Below are 16,765 nucleotides of genomic sequence, written 5' to 3'. Positions count from 1 at the left end.
AGGGCCGCATGACGTCGCTTTCCGGTGGGCCTGGCGCAACGCGCCCCAGGGGCCCGGGAGTTGGGCGACCCACCGGGCCGGCATCTCGGTGACGGTGGCGACTGTTGATCAGCCCGTGCCCGTCCGCGGCCGCTCTGATCGCGTCGAGAATCGACGCCGTGAGGGGCCGCGCCCCGACGAGGGGGCGACCGGTGTCGCTTCGTCAGGAGGCGGGCGGTGACTGCGAACCGGCAGGCCGGGGCGGTACGGCGGTGGGAGAATGGCCCTGATCTCGAAGATCCAGAACAAGGGGGCAGCAATGTCCGCGATCAAGGAAACCATCGAGATTTCGCGCCGTCCCGAGGACGTCTATGCCTACGTGACGGACCCTGCCCGGATGGGTGAGTGGCAGGAGGGCGTCGTCTCCGTCCGGTCGACCGACGACACGGCGCCGCACGTCGGCTCCAAGACGGTGGTGACGCGCCGCGTCAACCAGCGCGAGTTCACCATGACGACACAGATCGACGAGATGGACCCGCCCCGGAGCTTCAAGGCCCACGGCCTCGACGGGCCGGTCCGGCCGCACTTCGCCGCCGTCATCGAGCCGCTCGACGAGGGCCGGCGCTCCCGGGTCACCATGTCACTCGACTTCGAGACCCACGGGATGGGCAAGGTGATCGCGCCGCTGCTGCTCAGGCCCCACGCGCGCAAGGAGTTCCCGCGCAACGAGCAGCGGCTGAAGGAGATCCTGGAAGGCGGCACCGAACCCTGACGCGCGCAGGGGGCCCGGCGTCCGCCAACGCCGGGTCCCGACCCGTGTGGAGTGCCCGCTACTTCATGGCCGCCGCCAGGCTGCGCCCGCGCTGCCCGCGGTGCCCGCGGTGAGCCGAACAGCCGAGTCGGAGCCAGGGCCGACGGCGTGCGGCCGTCCCTGCCGGTCGAACGGCCCAGCACGGTCGCGACACTCACCGCCGCCGAACACCCTGGACGGCCCGGCGCTCCAACTGGAAGTCCGGGCTCCCGCCGACTGGGCCGCCCTGCTGCGTGAGCAGCTCGGCCACGCCTCCCTGACTCTGCCCCGAACCTCTTCTCTCCCCGAAGGAGCCCCGCTGCGTGCGCCTCACCCGCTCTGTCGCCGTGGTCGACAGGGCCGCCCTCTTCGAGACGAGGCGCCAGGGCAACGGCGCTGCCGCCGCCTGTGGCAGGCTCAACCGGTGGACTGCACCTTCTGTGGACTCATACGTGACGACGCTGCGCACTGGGTGGCTCGTGAAGCCGTGACCTGTGCCTTCTCCCCGCTGGATCCTTTGGCGCCCGGGCACACCCTCGTCGTTCCCACACGGCATTACCAGGGCGTCTTCGACACGCCGCACGACGTCCTCGCCGCAACCATGGCACTGGTCCAGCGCGTGGCCGGGGCGATGAGGAGCGCCTTGGACGCCACCGGAGTCAACATCCTGAGCGCGAGCGGTCCGGGATCGGAACAGTCGGTGCCGCACCTTCACTTCCACGTGTTGCCACGGTGGATGGGCGACGGCATCTCGACCTGGCCGACCGGACGGTCCGCGCACCACGTGACCGACGACCCGGGCGCGAGGCTTGCCGCCTTCCTGGCTCGGGGGCAACGTCACGGAGGTTGAGCCAGGGCCCTGAAGGGGCGGCAGGTGTCACGCGCCCCGGCACCGCAGTCTGCGACCATGCCCAGGTGGCCCACGACATCGCGCTCTTCCTGCCCCCGGACGACGAGGCCGCCGCCGCAACGCGCCTGCGGGGCCCTGGTGTGCTCCTGGAGTCTGTGGCCTGCCACTTCATTGAGCCGGACAGCGCCATCGCGGACTGGGACATGTACTTCCAGGAGCCCTCGGCCGAGGCCTCGTCGGTTGAGCAACTCCATCGGTGGCCGTGGCCGGAGTGGGTCACCCCACCGCTGAACGACGGGGTGGAGGTTCGCTCTGCCGCAGCGGTTGACCCGGGCCCTGGCCAACGCCAGTGCCGCCGAGCTGGAGGAACTTGCCGGTCGCTGGGCCGCCGGGCTCAGGGCTGAGAACGGGGACGAGATGACGGCCGGTCGGGCGGGCACGAGCGCGGTGCTCGGCTCGCGACGGGAGGCTCGTCGTGCGGAGCGGTCGGAGACCGGGCCGGAAGGCAGCTCAACCTGAACACCGTCAATCGCTCCCCAGGACGTCAGCGTCAGGTCAGCCGGCCGGCTTCACGCGGACCAGTTGGAGTGCGCAACGCCGGCCCTCGGACAGAGTAGGACCCTCGCGCTGTATAGCGGATAGCGGGCGCTACTCAAGTCATACGCATATGCCTCATGGACTCTCCTGATATGCTATGGGGAGCCGTGCGGGAGGGAAGCGACGTGAGGCTCACGACAGGGCAGGCAGCCGGCCAACTGGGCATGACGGGTGCGCCGTTGCGGAAGCTGATCGCGACCGGGCTGGTCCCGGACGTGCTCGACCGGCCGAAGGGGCAGGTCTTCCCGCTGGCTGCGCTGGATGCGTTGAAGTCCGTGCCGATGGCCGACCTGTCCACCCTGCCCGGTCCCACGCTCGCCGTTCTGCGGACGGGGCCCGCTGCCGCGGCGCCGGACGACGATCCGGCCCCGGAGCGTGAGTGGATCGGCTTCGGGGCCGGGTTGACCGCCGATCAGCTGCTGGCCGCGTCCGATCGCTGGTGGCGGTGCGACCCGGAGCGGGTGGCTGCGGGCCGCTATCTCGCGGTCACGGTCGGGGAGTTCGTGGTCGCAGTCCTCACTGGTCTGGAGCAGGCGGTGCACAACGGTGCTCCGGCGACGATGCGCCGCTGGCACTTCACCCGGGCCAGTCTGCTCGGCTGGGTCACCGACCTGACCGACTCCACTGCTCGCACCATCAGCACGCGGGCGGCCGCTGAGGACCAGGCCATCGCCCGTCAACTGCTGGGCTGCCGTTTGCCGTCGGAGTCCGGCGGCCCGATCGCCTATGTGCCCGCCGGCCCCTCCATGGGCGTATCGGCAGAGGGAGCGTGACGGGATGGACCGGCAGGCCTATACCCGGGCCCTGAGCGAGCTGCGGGCGCGCCGTTCGGAGATCGCGCAGGCCGCGAGGGCGGTTGAGGCGGCGCAGAAGGCCCTGGACAAGCTGACGGGTGTTCAGGACCGGCAGGTCGCTTCCCTGGTGGGATACGAGAAGGCGAAGGCTGCGGAGATCGCCAAGGCGGCGGGGATGTCGGTCGGGGAGGTGGTCCGGCTGGCGCCGCTGCTGGACCCGACCCCGGCCTCAGCACGTGCGGCAACCGCCGCCCCCGTCGTCCAGCCCGTCCCGCCCACGCCCGCCCCGGCTCCTGCCCCTGGGGACCAGGCCGTCCCGTCCGCGCCCCCTCCTGCCGCAGCCGCAGAGGCGCCCGCGTCGTCAGCCGCGCCTCTGCCCGAGGCCGAGCAGGACGCCGATGAAGCGCTGGCTGCGGCCGCCCGGCCCGATCACCGCGCCGAGGATCTGCGGGGGGCGGAGCTGCGGCCAGAAGCCCTCGACCCGGGCGTCGCTTCCCCGGTTGCGCCCGCGCAGGGCGGCATGCAGCGGGTCCTGCCGTCGATTCCGCAGGGTCCGGCCGGTGACGCGTTCACCGAGGTGGCGCAGGGCTTGGTGTCCAGGCGCCCGAACTTCACGCAGCAGGCGATGAACACGGTGTTCCTGGACACCGGGACCGGGGTGCTGGTCGCGCGCGGGGACGCGGTCCGGCTGGACCTGGGGGACCGGTCGCCTGGGGCGATCCTGGACGCGGTCACCGCTTCCGTGCCCGGGGTGCAGCGGATCCTGGTGACCGGTGGGGCGCCGTGGCATCTGGGCGCGGAGCGCTACCCCACGCTGCGCGACGCGGTCGCGGCGTGGCTGAACACCCCGAGTGAGCGGTGGACGGTCAGTGTCGGGAAGGGCCGCGACCGGCAGGCCGGCCACTACGTCCACCACCGGCTTCCGGTCGGCCGCTACATGCGCGCCGGGACGGACGAGCCTTCGGGGCAGGTGGAGATCCGGTCCGTGGGGGAGTGGTTCGACCCGGCGGGTGCGGACCCGCTGGTGGTCCGCAGCGCGTTCCGGTTGCTGTGGCAGACGTTGCGTCAGTTCTGGCCGGACGTTGTGCTGTTGGGGTCGCCGTCGACGACCGGCCGGGACCTGTGGTCGCGCACGATCCCGACCAAGGGGGAGTTCGCGGGCGGGTTCCCGGTGATGTCCGAGGAACTGCGCGCGCTCATGCACGCGACCGCCGGGCAGGGCCGCACCGAACTGCTCACCCCTCCCCGCGTTCCGGTCGAACTCCCCGCGCTGGTGGAGCTGGACCGCACCTTCGCCTACGCCCGGCACACCTGGCGCTCCGGTGTCGGCGCCCCGCGCCGGGTCACCGCCCGCGAGTGGGCGGCGATGGACGGCAAGGCCCAGGTGAAGGCGATGATGTCGGTCTCGCACTGGCAGGTGCGGGTGACCGTCCCGGACGGCTGGGAGCATGTGGGGTTGCTGCCGGCACCCGCGGGCGGGGACCGGGACTGGACCTACCCCGCCACCCCCGGGCAGACCTTCACCACCTGGGCCGGCGGCGCGGAGGTGTACGCCGCGCTGACGAACCCGTTGGCGCCGTGGCGGGTCGAGGTGCTCGACGGGCTGGTGTGGAAGGAGGGCAAGCCGCTGGACGAGTGGTCGCGCCGCCTCAAGTCCGCCTGGTCCCAACTGACCGGCCTCTCCCACACCCACGCGGACCCGGGCGAGCGCACCGCCGCCTACCTGGCGTCGCGGGCGGTGCGCTCGATCCTGCTGTTCGGCATCGGCGGCTTCGCCGCCCGCCCCCGGATGGTCACCGGCAGCGTGCCGGCGGACCGGCTGGACCAGGTCCCGGCCGGAGCGGAGATCATCGCCATGGACGCCCGCACCGTGACCTGGCAGCGGGTCAGCACCGGTTCCAGCGACGCCTACGCACACCCGGAGTGGGCGGCAGGCGTGTGGTCGGGCGCGCGGGCGGCGCTGCTGGAGATGAACATGCGCGCCGACGGCGTGAAGGTCGGCGCCCTGCACGTCCCCGAGGGCAGCGTGGTCGCGTTCCGCACCGACGCGATCTACCTCACCTACGACCCGAAGTGGCCCTACCACGCCGAGCCGGGCGACTACCTCCTCAAGGGCCACCTCACCGGCCCGATCCAGGCCCCGGCGACGGAGGAGGAGCTGCTGCAGCTGCGCAACCTCGGCCGCACGGAACTCGCCGCCCGAGGTGAGCGGTGACATCCCCTCAGGAACGGAACGAGGCGGCCCGGTTGACGCAGCAGCTCGTCGACGCCGGCTACAACCGCTCCCAGGTCGCCCGGATGCTCGGCCGCAACGCCTCCCTCGTGTCCCAGTTCTTCACCAGGAACAAGGGCGCCTCCCTCGTCCCTGCCCTGCGCCAGCTGGTCGCCGCGGTCCAGGGCGGCGTCCGCGACATGGAGGAGCTGCGCGCGATCGCGGCCGCGCAGATCCGCCCGCGCACCACCCGCGACGGACGCGTCGCGCGCACCCGCGCCCGCGACACGGTCGCCACGCCGGGTGGTTCGGTCACGGCGCAGGCAGGACGGCAGGCCATCGCCTCCGGGGCCGCGCACCTGGCCGACGCGATCCACCAGACCGCGCAGCAGGGGGGCCGTATCGCCCTCACCGTCCGCATGCGCGCACGGGACTTCACCCTCCCCGCCGGATCGCTGGACGACTCCCCGGGGCTGCGCCGGGGCGTGGTCACGCGCGCGGACCGGACCGAGGAGCGCTCCTACGGGTCGAAGGTCTCCAGCGGCATGGACGCGGCCGAGTGGTCGGCCCGGGTCGTCGCCGCCCGCGGCGACGTCACCGACGCCGTGCTGACGTGGCTGGTGGAGACCGGCCGTGCCCGCCCGGGCGCCGAGATCGGATTCCTCCAGGTCCGCGGATGGGTGCCACGCCGCCGCTGACTCACCGCCAACTCCCCACTGCCCTTGCTCTGTTCGGCCCCGCTGGAGGATCCACCGTGACCACCGCCCCAGCCGCGACCACCGTCGATCCCGAGTACCCGGCCGAACCGATCGCGGCCCGCCCGCGCACCGTCCACCGTCACCTCCCGCGCGCGGCCGCGCTGCGCCCGCACCAGCGCGAGGCCGTGTCGGCGGTGTGGCGTCAGGTGCGCGACGGTGGCCGGGCTCTGGTCGAGTCCTGCTGCGGCTCGGGGAAGACCGTCATGGCGGCCGGGTGTGCGCGTCGCCTGGCGCCCCGTGGGCGGGTGCTGGTGCTGGTGCCCACGATCGACCTGCTGCAGCAGACCGCGACATCCTGGTCCACCCTGGGCGGTCGGCGGGGGCAGGCCGTCGCCGCCTGCTCCGCGCGCGAGGCCTTGGACGTGGCTGCGACTCACGGGCGGATCCGCCGCGCGGTGACCACCGACGCGAAGCTGCTGGCCCAGATCGTCAAGGCCGCGCCGGACGGGCCGCTGACGGTGTACGCGACCTACGCGAGCCTGGAGAGGATCGTCGAAGCCCACGGGCTGTGGGGCCTGCCGGCCTGGGACCTGATCGTGGTGGACGAGGCCCACCGCACCGCGGGCGCCGCGGGCAAGGACTGGGCCGCCGTCCACGACGACGACAAGGTGCCCGCGGCCCGCCGGGTCAACTTCACCGCCACCGTGAAGGTCTCCGAGAGCGTCGACGACGAGCGCGACGGGACCGTCTACAGCATGGACGACGAGGCGGTGTTCGGGCCGGTGGTCTACCGCCTCACCGTCGACGAGGGCATCAACCTGGGGCTGATCACCGACTACCAGGTCCTCGTCCCCGTCGTCACCGACAAGGACCTGCGCGACCTGCTCACCCTGCCCGCGATCAATGACCTGCGCAGCCGTCGCGTCAACGCCGAACTGCAGGAACTCGCACTGTGCATCGCCCTGCTGCGGGCGGCGAAGCAGCACGGGCTGCGCCGGATCATCACGTTCCACTCCCGCAACGACAACGCCCGCTCGTTCTCGAAGGCGTTGAACGCCGCGTTCGACCTCCTGCCCGAGGACGAGCGCCCCTCCGCGTTGTGGTCTCGGGCGCTGGCCGGCACCGACTCACCCCGGGTGCGGAAGAAGGCGTTCGACGAGTTCGCCGGCCACAGCGACCCCGACAGCGACGAACTCGCCGTCCTGTGCAACTGCCGCCTGTTCGGCGAAGGCGTCGACGTCCCGACCGTCGACGCGGTGGTCTACGTCGACCCCAAGTCCTCGACCGTGGACATCATCCAGGGCCTGGGCCGCGCCCAGCGCCTCCACCCCCGCGGCCTGCCCAAGACCGCCCGGGTGATCCTTCCGGTCTACCTGCCCGAAGGTGAGCACGACGACGAGGGCGGCGACCCCAGCCGGGAACAGGCCGCCGAACTGGACCGCACCGCGTTCTCCACGGTCTGGCGAGTCCTGTCGTCGCTGGCCGAGCACGACGCCCGTGTCACCGCCCGCATCGCCGAACTGCGCACCAAGCGCCGCGTCCCGAGCCAAGGCCTCGCCCTCCTGGCCGCGGAGGAGCGCAAGGCCGAAGGCAGGGCAGGAGAGCAGGCCCAAGGAACCTCCGCGCCCACGGCCGACGCGGAGTTCAGGGAGTCGACGGCGGAGACGACCTGGCTGCACATCGACGCCCGCGCCCACCACGAGCAGATCCTGCGCGCCATCAAGCTGCGCATGTTCACCCCCCGCTCCCGCGAATGGGAGCGCATGTACGAGCGGGCAGAAGCCTTCGTCGCGGAGCACGGCCACCTCGACCCGGCAGAAGGCGAGTTGAAGGCGTGGCTGCACCGCCAGCGGGAGCAGCGCAACGCCGGAATGCTCTCCCCGGCCCGGATCAGCGAACTCGACGCCCTCGGCATGATCTGGTCCCTGCACGCCGCCGCCTGGGAACGCGGCGCCGCCTACGCCACCGCCTGGCACACCCACCACGGCGAACTCCTCGTCCCCGCCACCGCCCACCTCGACGGTTACGCCCTCGGCTCCTGGCTGCGCCGCCAGCGCAAGAACCTCGCCAACCTCACCGACGAACAGCGCCAACGCCTCGACACCCTGGACCCGTTGTGGCGCTTCGACCCCAAGTGGGCCCGCTCCTACCGCCGCCTGCAGGCCTACCTCGCCGCCGGCGGCACCCTCACCGGTCCCAAGCACCGTCCGGGTCCCGGCGACGACCCCGCCTTCCGGCCCGGCGCCTGGCTCCACCAGCAGCAGGCCCGAGCCGACACCCTCCACCCCGACCAGATCGGCCTCCTCGACGCCCTCGGACAGTGGCGATGACGCTGCCCGGCCCCGAGCCCACGCCGTTTCGCGCATGCGTCGGAACGCGAATCTGCTTGGGCCCGTCGGTGGAATGCCCCGACTAGAGTCCAAGCATGAGCAGGACAGATCGTGCCAGCCGGGTTGTCGCCGCGGACCCGGCGACGGTATACGGCGCCCTCCTGGACCGGGAATCCCTCGAGACATGGCTGCCGCCACACGGCATGCGCGGACGGCTCGACCGGTGGGATCCGGCGCCTGGCGGAGGATTCCGGATGGTCCTTACCTACCTCGACCATGACGAGGGCCCAGGCAAGACCTCAGCTGCAACCGACGTCGTCGATGTCAGGTTCGCCGAGCTGCTCCCGACGGGGCGGGTGGTCCAGGAGGCGGTGTTCGTCGCCGACGATCCGTCATACGCCGGCACCATGACCATGACCTGGCAGCTTGTTCCCATCGGCGACCGAACCGAGGTGACCGTCACCGCGACGGACGTCCCACCTGGCATCGACCAGGCCGCCCACGAGGCAGGCATCGCTTCCTCGCTGGCCAATCTCGCGTCGTTCCTCGAAGGGACGGCGACGTAGGGGCCCGAAGAGGCCGTCACAGGGCGCGGTCGCACCCAGCGGTCAGCAACTCGCCGTGGCGGCACCTGGTCGTCGCCGAGTTGCCCAGTGCCAGGGAATGTGCGGACGTGCCAGAGCACCGTGTCGTCCGCCCGCCCGTCCACCGCGGCGAGGCCGCGACGGAGGGGACCTCCGGACCGGAGAGGCGCCGGCTGCTCCTCAGTCGCTGTTGGCCGCCCTGCCCGTGCCGACAGCCGCCTCGGTCATCGCCTCACTCATGGTGGCGGTGATCACCCCGTACAGGGCGGTCCACGACTCCTCGATCTGCGGCGTCCAGGCCTCGCCCGCGAAGTGCCTGAGGGTGGCCAGCAGGCTGGCGCCGACGGCCGGGAAGTGCTCAGGCAGGGCGCCGTAGCCAACGTGCCGGGTTCCGAGGCTTCGCAGGATGCGTGTGACCGATTCGGTGTCTTCGACGTTGGCGACCAGGCCGCCGAGGGCGTTCCAGAGCCGGTCCTCCTGCTCCTCCATGTGCCGCGCGAACAGGGGCCTGACGCCCGGGTTGTTGTCGAAGAGGTGCTCGTAGAAGTACTTGGTGATCTTGACTCCATGGGGCTCGACGGCTGCGAAGCTGCTGGCGATCAGAGTGGGGTCGAAAGTCATGCCGCGACCGTAGGCGGACACTGTTACCGCTCCATGCCCGATCGATGGTGGGTACTTGTCGGATTCCTCAACCTGCGACCAAGATCACTGAGAGGTGGATGTAAACACACTGACATCCGCGCAACACCTGTGAGACGACGGCAGCGGCCCGCGACACGCTCGGCGACGACGAAAGCAGACCACCGGATGGCGTCGGCCTGGCGCACTGGTCCGCTGACGAGACCTATTGGACGTCCCCAGCGTCCTGCGGGGGCAGCGAACGGTGCGGGTCAGCGCCGCCCGCGTTCGGGATTCTGCGCCATCACCGCTTGAAGGTCCTGAGGCCCCGCGGTGCCCGGCAGCTGGCTGGGCAGGCGCGTTCAGTCGAGATAGTGGGCGCGTCCTTCCTCGTCGAGCTTGCAGGGACCGGTGGGGATGATGCAGAACTCGTTGCCTTCGGGGTCGGCCATGACGAGGAAGCCGCCTTCGGCGTACTGCTCCAGCCTGCGGCCGCCGAGCGCTTCCACTCGCTGTTGCTCGCTTGCCGGGTCGGGTGAGGCGATGTCGAAGTGCATGCGGTTCTTGCCGACCTTGGGTTCACTGGTCCGTTGGAATCCCAGCCCGAGGCCGTTGTCCCTCTGGAGCCACACATAGGGACCCGTGCGAGCCGTGACGGGCCTGCCGAGCAGCTGTGACCAGAAGTGGGCCAGCCGTTCGGGGTCCGTGGCATCGACGATCAGGGCATTGATCTGCATGGGCACATCCGTCATGACCCGATTCTCACGGGCCGCTTGCCCCGCAGCCAGCGCACCCACTGCCGCTGCTCGGGCGGGTGGCTCGTGCTGCACGGCACGGCGGTGGTGGGGACGGCAGGTAGGCGGCCCGGCGGGCTGCGCCTTCAGCCGGCCGGCTGGGCACCGGCTCTGGCAGTCGTCCCCGGGCAGTCCTCAACCTTCATGGGGTGGGGGCAGGATGCTCAGGCGCGTGCGGGGGGCCATTCCGGTGCCGGGTCGACGGCCAGGAGGGGCCGTACCGCGCCCAGGACGGCGCCGATGCAGACGTCGCGCAGTTCCCCCCGGCTGCAGGTCTGCTCGGTCAGCCAGTCCACGCAGAGCACCTGGACGAAGACCAGCCAGCTCTTGAGCACCCCGGACACGGCCGCACGGGAGCCCTCGTCCGCGAGGGGCAGCACATGCAGCAACCGGGCCCGCAGCGCGTCGAGTTCGTCGGTCATGATGGTCTGGATCACCGGATCGCCCGCCAGGACCCGGTTGGCCGTCAGCACCGCGTTGCGGTTGGCGATGAAGTAGTCGAGGTGCGCGTCGAGGCCCTGCGCGAGTTGCTCGACGAGTGTGGCCTGCGGGTCGAAGCGCGTGCTGGCGAGGAGTTGCTGCGCCGCCTGCTGGTAGACGGCCGCGAACAGCTCTCGCTTGCCGGGGAAGTGGCGGTACAGCAGCGCACGCGAGACCCCCGCCCGCGCGGCGACCTCCTCCATCAGCACCTCCTCGTAGGGGTGTGCGGCGAAGAACTGCGCACCCACGGCCAGGAGTTGGGCGCGTCGCTGTTCGGGATCGAGGCGTCGGCGGGGAGGCATGGAGCCAGCTTACTTGACACGTGTCTACCAACGAGTCGTAGGCTGGCTTAGTAGACACACGTCAACCAGGATGGGGAGTGGTGGACCGTGGCCAGAACTCTGCGGGTGCTCGCCCACGCGATGGGGTGGAGCTGCGTGGCAATCGGGCTGTTCCACGTCCTGGCCGGCAACGCGGCCATCCCCGGCGAGGCGCAGGCCGGGCCGACCGTCGACAGCCTGACGCGCTTCCTCGGCGCGATCTTCGCGGGCTACGGCCTGGCCTGGCTCCTGGTCGCCCGGCAGCGCCCGGTTCCGGCCGCAGGTGTGCGGGTGCTCGCGGGCATCTTCCTGCTGGGAGGGCTCAGCCGCCTGCTCTCGGCTGCGACGCAGGGCTGGCCGAACGCGTTCCAGATCGTGCTCACGGTCATCGAACTCGCCCTGCCCCCGGTCTACTTCTGGCTGGCCGCAGCCGACGAGCGGGCACGCCCTGCCGCCGGGAGCGCGCAGTGAAGTACTCCAGCGGCTCAACCGGCGCTGTCCGCCACGCTCTCGCCGACGAAGGCGAGCAGGGACGCCCCCAGTCAGGCGCGCTTGGCGTCGCCGACGTCCCGCAGCGGGCCTTGGCCGGGTGAGGACGGCGAGGCCGTGGACCGCGGATCAGATGGGGAATTCGAGGCCGGGACGGCGGGGTGGGGAGAGGACGCCGGCGGCCACCAATCCGTCCGGCGCGGTTCGTAGTTGACCGAGCGGGCTGGGATCCCGCGCCCGCCTGAGCCTGGGCGGGGGAGGCGGTTAAGCATGGTGCTGCGGCAGCTGAAGGCCGTGGCGGAAGGCCCGGTTGGTCGCGGTCGGCGAGGTGCCGGTAGGCGGCGTTGGGGACACGCTCACCATGCGGGTTGCCCCCGCAGCACGCCGGGTCGGAGCCGCCGGTTCGGGCCGGTTCGACGCCGGTGGCGATCAGACCGGCGCCGACGGCGTCTCGGGATCGGCGCCGCGCTTGTCCGGGCGGGGCTGGGCGCCGAGTTCGGCGGCGCGTGCCTGCAGGTCGCCCAGGGCTGCTTGGGCGAGGGGCGGGAACGGTTGGTCGTCCTCGGCTTTCGTCCAGCGCTCGATGGCGATGGCGAAGGCGAGCAGCGCCACGTGGGCGCTCAGCCGGGCGGTCAGCTCGTCGGTGCCCCGGTCCCGCAGGGCGGTGCTGATGGCGGCGGCGATCCGGGCGTGTTTGAGCAGTCCGCGTTCCTGCAGGTCGCTGTTGGCCGCGACCACCTGCATGCGCTTGGCGGCTTTGGCCCGCTGCTGCGGGGTCATCGCGGCCCCGGTGGCCGCGAACGCCGCTTGCAGGCACTGGGCAGGGGTGGCCTCCGTGGCGGCGGCGCGGATGCCTTCGGCGAACAGGCCGGCCAGCACGTCCTCGCCACCGAACAGGACTTCGCGCTTGTCGGCGAAGTGACGGAAGAACGTGGCGCGGTTCAAGCCGGCGCGATCCGCGATGTGGGCGACGGTCGTCTCCTCGAAGCCGTTCTCCACGAACAGGTCCAGCGCCGCACTCTCCAGGCGCTCGCGTGCGTCGGGTGCCCATCTGCTCACCGCCGCATTCTATGTGACGCGACCAGGTCGCATCATCCTCCCGAATGATGCGACGGGGTCGCGTCGTGGGAGTAGTGTTGATGCAACACAGTCGCATCGGTCTGTGAGCGGCCCCTGCACGCCCGTCCGCCCGCGGCCCCGCCTCCCAAGGAGTCCTGCCATGCGCGTCTTCGTCACCGGAGCTTCCGGTTGGATCGGCTCAGCCGTCGTCCCCGAACTTCTCCACGCCGGCCACCAGGTCGTCGGCCTGGCCCGCTCGGACGGCTCCGCGCGGGCGGTGGCGGCCATGGGCGCCGAGGTGCTGCGCGGTGATCTCGCCGACACGGACGCGCTGCACGCGGGTGCTGTCGGCAGCGACGGCGTCATCCACCTGGCCTTCGTCGTCCCCAGCATGAGCGAGGCCGCGACGCGGACCGATGCCCAGGCCATCGCGACGTTCACCACCGCCCTCGCCGGCTCCGGCAAGCCCCTGGTCATCTCCGGTGCGACCCTCACGACACCGGGCCGGCCCGCGACCGAACACGATGAACTCGTGGCCACCGGCCCTCTCGCCGCCCGCGTCGCCAACATGCGCACCGCACTCGCAGCCGCCGAGGCAGGCGTCCGCAGCAGCCTGGTGATGCTGCCCCGCTCGGTCCACGGCCAGGGGGAGCGCCACGGGTTCATCCCCCAACTCATCGCCAGGGCCCGGGAAAAGGGCGTGAGCGGCTACATCGGCGACGGCACCAGCCGCTGGCCCGCCGTCCACGTCCAGGACGCCGCCGCCCTCTACCGGCTGGCCCTCGAACAGGCCACGGCCGGTTCCGTCCTGCACGCCGTCGGCGACGAGGGCGTGCAGGTCCGCGAGATCGCCGACGCCATCGGCCGGCATCTCGACCTTCCCGCGCGGTCGCTGCCCGCAGAGGAGTTCAGCCCGGTGCTCCAGCGGCTCCTCACGACCGACATGCCCGCCTCCAGCACCCACACCCAGGACCTTCTCGGCTGGAAGCCCACCCACCCCGGTCTCATCGACGACATCGACCAGGGCCACTACTTCCGCTGACCGGCCGCCCGCCCTGGGGGTGAGACGCCGTCTTCGCAGCGATCTCACGGGGGATGCCCGGCTCGCGGCATCCCCATCGCGTCCCTTTCCGCTGTCCGGCTGGGGACCGTCGAAGTCCGAAAGGGCGGACCGGTGGGCTCCTGCGGCCCCATGCCGGCCGAGGCCGACTCGATCACCCGGCCCCCGACCGCTTCGTGAACTCGGTAGGGCGAAAGGCCTGCCGCGACGGTGATCGAAGCTGCCGTGACGCTACGGCCAGGAAGGGGGAGCTGGCGTGCGGCAGATCGGCGTGCGCGGAACCCGCGTCAACGGTCAGCCGTTCTGCTGGCTCAAATCCCGTTGTAGCACGTCGAGTTGGCTGCGGGTGCCGGCTTCCCTCCAGTGCGCCTGGTCGAGTCCGTCGAGGTAGGTTCCCTGGTCGGTCACGGTCAGCCGGGTGCCATCACCGTCAGGCGCGAACTGGATGCTGACGAGATTGACGGAGATCCGCTCGCCGTCGCGCGAGATGTGATGAGTGAGCACGATCCGCTCATTGCGCACGATGTCCTGGAAGACGCCCTCGTAGGTGTACACGGGGCCACCGTCGAGCAGGGTGCCCACGCTGCGTTCGACTCCCCCGACACGGAAGTCGACCTCCATCGCCTCCCGCTCCGATGCATCCGTAGCGCCGGCGAACCAGCGGCTCTTGGCCTTGGCGTCCGCCCAGGCGTCGAAGACCCGGGCAATCGGGGCGTCGAAGCTCCGCTCGATCGTGAAAGTGGCATGCGTCGTGGAACGCTCAGTCATGATTCCCCCTCCATTCCTGGCGTCGTGTTCATTCCGGGTCAGCTTGTTGCGCCAGGTGGTCACCGAGCCTGTCCAGCCGCAGCTCCCACGCTGTCCGCCGTTCTCGAAGCCATCCTTCGGCCGCCCGCAAGGTGGTCGGCTCCAGCCGACAGATCCGTGTCCGTCCCACCTTCTCCGACGCCACCAGACCGGCTGCTTCCAGGACTTGCACATGCTGGAGCACGGCCGGCAGCGACATGGACAGGGGCCGGGCCAGATCGCTGACCGAAGCAGGACGCTGGGTCAGCCGCTCCAGCAGGATCCGCCGCGTCGGATCAGCCAAGGCGTGGAACACCTGGTCGAAGTCGACCCTATAGTTAACCATTGGCTTAACTGTAGGGGGTGCGAGCCCCCGCAGTTCAAGCCCCACCGACTGCGTGCGTGCCGGTCTCCGGCGGCAGGGCCTTGTCCCCCTCGGGTGAAGCAGCGCCGCTCCCATCCCTGCGCCCGTCCGTGTGGCCCAGGTTCCGCCCCGCTTCCCCCCGGGACGAATGACGCTGCTCCCGCATTCGGCTCCCTCGACCTGGGAAGCCTGCTAAGGCCAGTGAGTTGTATCTCCGAGGGGCGGCATGCATGCGCGAGCCCAAGACGGGGCGGTCGGTCACAGCCGTCCTGGGAGCCCCGGGCGCCGGGAAGACCACCCTCGTCCCCGAACTGGCCAAGCTCCTGCCAGACCATGTCGTACTCGACTGGGACGCGTTCATGGAACCCGCCGCCGCGCTGGCCGAGCGACCCATAGCAGCCAACCCCGAAACCTGGGCTGCCTACCGCCAGCTCGTCCACGCTGTTCTGCGCTCGGTGGCGCACCTACCGGTCGTGCTGCTTGGCGTCTGCACCCCGGACGAGCTCAAGGACTGGCCGATCGGAGCGTGGATACTGCTCGACTGCACGGACGACGAACGCGAGCGTCGGCTGGCCAAGACCTCCAACCCACAACGTCGACTGGAAGGTGTTCATGACGGGCGCCGCTACCGGCAACTCGGACTGCCGCTGATCGACACCACCGGGCGTGAACCCCGAGCCGTGGCGTCCGAGATGGCCCGGTTCATCCGCTCACTCGAACGAAGAACCACCCGCTCATGACCCCGGACCCCTCATCACGGCCCGGCCCGCCACGGACACGTGCGGCCCCGGTCGCCGCCGTGAACACGCGCGAGTGCTGTGTGGCCCCTTCGCCGCTCTGCCTCCGAGTGGCCGCCAGGGCAGGAGCGGGACTCGGCCCAGGTTTGTCCGGTCCTCAAGCAGCCGGCGGGCTTCGGACGCGTCGCTGAGCGGAAGCCGGGCGTGGACCGCCGTCTTCAGGCGCCTGACGAATGCCCTGCGCACTCTGGCGGCCTCGCTTCTCGACACCGCGGACGACCCGCCTCCGCCGGATCGTGACAACGGCCGCCGGCCAGACTGAGCAGATGGTCCGTGACCGACGGCCGAAGATGCGTGGCGGGCTGTCCTCAAGGGGACGCGACGCGGCCCCCCGTGCGCTGCTTCCATGGCACGGCGGGTCGGACGCTGTCGCGGGAGTGCCGCGCGGAGGAGGCCCGCATGGTGGGGCCAACGAACCAGGGCAGCGGCGCGCGGGTGTCCCATGGGGCTCCGGGTCGGCGGGGGGAGACGCCCCCCTCGTGCGGGAGTCCCCTGGTAGCGCGCTTCGAGTGCCAGGGTTTCCGCGGTCTCCTCGGGGCATGCGCGCGGGGAGCAGCGACAGCCGCGAGGACGCAGGCAAGGAGGACGGGATGCTGCAGATCGCCGACATCCGGGAGTGGCGCGGTCACGACGTGCTGGACGATGCGGGCAAGAAGATCGGCACTCTCGAGTCCGTGTACGTCGACACCGCGACCGACGAGGCCTCGTTCGGCACTGTGACGGTCGGACTTCCCGGCAGGCACCGGCTGGTGTTCGTCCCCATCGCGGACGCCGTACTGGGACCTGGCTACGTCAAGGTCCCGTTCGCGAAGTCCGTCGTCAAGGACGCGCCGGCCATCGACACCGATGGGGTGCTGGCCGCCGCCGATGAGCCGAGTGTGTTCTCCCACTACGGCCACACGTACACACCCGGGGCCGGCGGAGAACGCCGCCTCGCCCGGCGCTGAGGGAGCTGACCATGGCCTGGATACTCCTCTTGATCATCATTGCCGTCGCTCTCGGGCTCGTCGGCGCAGTCGTCCACGGACTGCTGTATCTGCTGGTGATCGGAGTGATCGTCTTCTTGATCGCCCTCGTCCTCGGCGCGACGGTGTTCCGCCGCGGCGGGCGCCACGCCGCCCGCTAGTCAGCGGGCACGTCGCAGCTGACCCTGGCGGCACCATC

18 protein-coding genes are annotated in these 16,765 nt (G+C 71.2%); 12 read left to right on the top strand and 6 right to left on the bottom strand.

The window, feature by feature from the left end; genetic code table 11:
* Positions 1 to 259: 259 nt before the first annotated feature.
* From ACFP3V_RS25620 to ACFP3V_RS25590, 7 genes are all read left to right on the top strand, one after another.
* Entirely contained in the window at positions 260 to 751 is a 492-nt protein-coding gene (locus ACFP3V_RS25620) for an SRPBCC family protein (protein WP_380587998.1), read from the top strand.
* Between the two features lie 442 nt (positions 752 to 1,193).
* On the top strand, positions 1,194 to 1,619 hold the full coding sequence (locus ACFP3V_RS25615; protein WP_380587996.1) for an HIT family protein: 426 nt from the start codon (positions 1,194 to 1,196) through the stop codon (positions 1,617 to 1,619).
* 722 nt (positions 1,620 to 2,341) lie between these two features.
* Positions 2,342 to 2,989, top strand: a complete 648-nt coding sequence (locus ACFP3V_RS25610; RefSeq protein ID WP_380587993.1) for a DNA-binding protein — start codon at positions 2,342 to 2,344, stop codon at positions 2,987 to 2,989.
* 4 nt (positions 2,990 to 2,993) lie between these two features.
* Positions 2,994 to 5,225 carry a hypothetical protein gene (locus ACFP3V_RS25605; protein ID WP_380587990.1) on the top strand — a complete coding sequence of 744 codons (2,232 nt, stop codon included), beginning with the start codon at positions 2,994 to 2,996 and terminating at the stop codon, positions 5,223 to 5,225.
* On the top strand, positions 5,222 to 5,920 hold the full coding sequence (locus ACFP3V_RS25600) for a helix-turn-helix domain containing protein (RefSeq protein ID WP_380587987.1): 699 nt from the start codon (positions 5,222 to 5,224) through the stop codon (positions 5,918 to 5,920). Before ACFP3V_RS25605 ends, ACFP3V_RS25600 begins: the two co-directional genes overlap by 4 nt.
* 56 nt (positions 5,921 to 5,976) lie before the next feature.
* Positions 5,977 to 8,250 carry a DEAD/DEAH box helicase gene (locus ACFP3V_RS25595; RefSeq protein ID WP_380587984.1) on the top strand — a complete coding sequence of 758 codons (2,274 nt, stop codon included), beginning with the start codon at positions 5,977 to 5,979 and terminating at the stop codon, positions 8,248 to 8,250.
* Positions 8,251 to 8,345: 95 nt separating this feature from the next.
* On the top strand, positions 8,346 to 8,816 hold the full coding sequence (locus tag ACFP3V_RS25590) for an SRPBCC family protein (RefSeq protein ID WP_380587981.1): 471 nt from the start codon (positions 8,346 to 8,348) through the stop codon (positions 8,814 to 8,816).
* Positions 8,817 to 9,014: 198 nt separating this feature from the next.
* On the opposite strand, the gene ACFP3V_RS25585 is transcribed toward ACFP3V_RS25590, so the two are convergent.
* The 3 genes from ACFP3V_RS25585 to ACFP3V_RS25575 all read right to left on the bottom strand — a co-directional run bounded on the left by ACFP3V_RS25585 (position 9,015) and on the right by ACFP3V_RS25575 (position 11,028).
* The gene (locus ACFP3V_RS25585) at positions 9,015 to 9,455 is read right to left on the bottom strand and encodes a globin domain-containing protein (RefSeq protein ID WP_380587978.1); all 441 of its coding nucleotides are present in this window, start codon (positions 9,453 to 9,455) and stop codon (positions 9,015 to 9,017) included.
* A 359-nt stretch (positions 9,456 to 9,814) separates the two neighbouring features.
* A complete protein-coding gene (locus tag ACFP3V_RS25580; protein WP_380587975.1) occupies positions 9,815 to 10,204 on the bottom strand; it encodes a VOC family protein in 390 nt (129 codons plus the stop codon).
* 206 nt (positions 10,205 to 10,410) lie between these two features.
* Positions 10,411 to 11,028: a TetR/AcrR family transcriptional regulator gene (locus tag ACFP3V_RS25575; protein WP_380587974.1), complete on the bottom strand. Its 618-nt coding sequence runs from the start codon at positions 11,026 to 11,028 to the stop codon at positions 10,411 to 10,413.
* Positions 11,029 to 11,115: 87 nt separating this feature from the next.
* Here ACFP3V_RS25575 and ACFP3V_RS25570 point away from each other — a divergent pair, with 87 nt between their 5' ends.
* Positions 11,116 to 11,517, top strand: coding sequence for a DUF4345 domain-containing protein (locus ACFP3V_RS25570; protein ID WP_380587972.1), 402 nt, complete (start codon positions 11,116 to 11,118; stop codon positions 11,515 to 11,517).
* Between the two features lie 447 nt (positions 11,518 to 11,964).
* On the opposite strand, the gene ACFP3V_RS25565 is transcribed toward ACFP3V_RS25570, so the two are convergent.
* On the bottom strand, positions 11,965 to 12,594 hold the full coding sequence (locus ACFP3V_RS25565; protein WP_380587969.1) for a TetR/AcrR family transcriptional regulator: 630 nt from the start codon (positions 12,592 to 12,594) through the stop codon (positions 11,965 to 11,967).
* A 160-nt stretch (positions 12,595 to 12,754) separates the two neighbouring features.
* Between ACFP3V_RS25565 and ACFP3V_RS25560 the strand changes: the two genes are divergently transcribed.
* The gene (locus ACFP3V_RS25560; RefSeq protein ID WP_380587967.1) at positions 12,755 to 13,636 is read left to right on the top strand and encodes an SDR family oxidoreductase; all 882 of its coding nucleotides are present in this window, start codon (positions 12,755 to 12,757) and stop codon (positions 13,634 to 13,636) included.
* Between the two features lie 312 nt (positions 13,637 to 13,948).
* Here ACFP3V_RS25560 and ACFP3V_RS25555 read toward each other — a convergent pair whose 3' ends face one another.
* Entirely contained in the window at positions 13,949 to 14,422 is a 474-nt protein-coding gene (locus tag ACFP3V_RS25555; protein ID WP_380587965.1) for an SRPBCC family protein, read from the bottom strand.
* 28 nt (positions 14,423 to 14,450) lie between these two features.
* A complete protein-coding gene (locus tag ACFP3V_RS25550) occupies positions 14,451 to 14,786 on the bottom strand; it encodes an ArsR/SmtB family transcription factor (RefSeq protein ID WP_380587962.1) in 336 nt (111 codons plus the stop codon).
* Positions 14,787 to 15,034: 248 nt separating this feature from the next.
* On the opposite strand from ACFP3V_RS25550, the gene ACFP3V_RS25545 reads away from it, so the two are divergent.
* From ACFP3V_RS25545 to ACFP3V_RS25535, 3 genes are all read left to right on the top strand, one after another.
* Positions 15,035 to 15,544, top strand: a complete 510-nt coding sequence (locus ACFP3V_RS25545; RefSeq protein WP_380587959.1) for an AAA family ATPase — start codon at positions 15,035 to 15,037, stop codon at positions 15,542 to 15,544.
* Between the two features lie 647 nt (positions 15,545 to 16,191).
* Complete coding sequence (locus tag ACFP3V_RS25540; RefSeq protein ID WP_380588075.1) at positions 16,192 to 16,548, top strand: PRC-barrel domain-containing protein; 357 nt, start codon at positions 16,192 to 16,194, stop codon at positions 16,546 to 16,548.
* 11 nt (positions 16,549 to 16,559) lie between these two features.
* Positions 16,560 to 16,727: a hypothetical protein gene (locus ACFP3V_RS25535; protein ID WP_380587956.1), complete on the top strand. Its 168-nt coding sequence runs from the start codon at positions 16,560 to 16,562 to the stop codon at positions 16,725 to 16,727.
* Positions 16,728 to 16,765: the final 38 nt, after the last annotated feature.

Origin of the sequence: Streptacidiphilus monticola (assembly GCF_042658505.1) — a bacterium.
Lineage (GTDB): Bacteria > Actinomycetota > Actinomycetes > Streptomycetales > Streptomycetaceae > Streptacidiphilus > Streptacidiphilus monticola.
This window is presented reverse-complemented; position numbering and strand designations above follow the sequence as displayed.

Excerpts from the sequence above, each read along its gene's own strand:
- ACFP3V_RS25620 (WP_380587998.1), top strand. The coding sequence starts at position 260 with ATGGCCCTGATCTCGAAGATCCAGAACAAGGGGGCAGCAATGTCCGCG.
- ACFP3V_RS25605 (WP_380587990.1), top strand. The coding sequence starts at position 2,994 with ATGGACCGGCAGGCCTATACCCGGGCCCTGAGCGAGCTGCGGGCGCGC.
- ACFP3V_RS25590 (WP_380587981.1), top strand. The coding sequence starts at position 8,346 with ATGAGCAGGACAGATCGTGCCAGCCGGGTTGTCGCCGCGGACCCGGCG.
- ACFP3V_RS25585 (WP_380587978.1), bottom strand. The coding sequence starts at position 9,455 with ATGACTTTCGACCCCACTCTGATCGCCAGCAGCTTCGCAGCCGTCGAG.
- ACFP3V_RS25580 (WP_380587975.1), bottom strand. The coding sequence starts at position 10,204 with ATGACGGATGTGCCCATGCAGATCAATGCCCTGATCGTCGATGCCACG.
- ACFP3V_RS25575 (WP_380587974.1), bottom strand. The coding sequence starts at position 11,028 with ATGCCTCCCCGCCGACGCCTCGATCCCGAACAGCGACGCGCCCAACTC.
- ACFP3V_RS25560 (WP_380587967.1), top strand. The coding sequence starts at position 12,755 with ATGCGCGTCTTCGTCACCGGAGCTTCCGGTTGGATCGGCTCAGCCGTC.
- ACFP3V_RS25555 (WP_380587965.1), bottom strand. The coding sequence starts at position 14,422 with ATGACTGAGCGTTCCACGACGCATGCCACTTTCACGATCGAGCGGAGC.
- ACFP3V_RS25550 (WP_380587962.1), bottom strand. The coding sequence starts at position 14,786 with ATGGTTAACTATAGGGTCGACTTCGACCAGGTGTTCCACGCCTTGGCT.
- ACFP3V_RS25545 (WP_380587959.1), top strand. The coding sequence starts at position 15,035 with ATGCGCGAGCCCAAGACGGGGCGGTCGGTCACAGCCGTCCTGGGAGCC.
- ACFP3V_RS25540 (WP_380588075.1), top strand. The coding sequence starts at position 16,192 with ATGCTGCAGATCGCCGACATCCGGGAGTGGCGCGGTCACGACGTGCTG.
- ACFP3V_RS25535 (WP_380587956.1), top strand. The coding sequence starts at position 16,560 with ATGGCCTGGATACTCCTCTTGATCATCATTGCCGTCGCTCTCGGGCTC.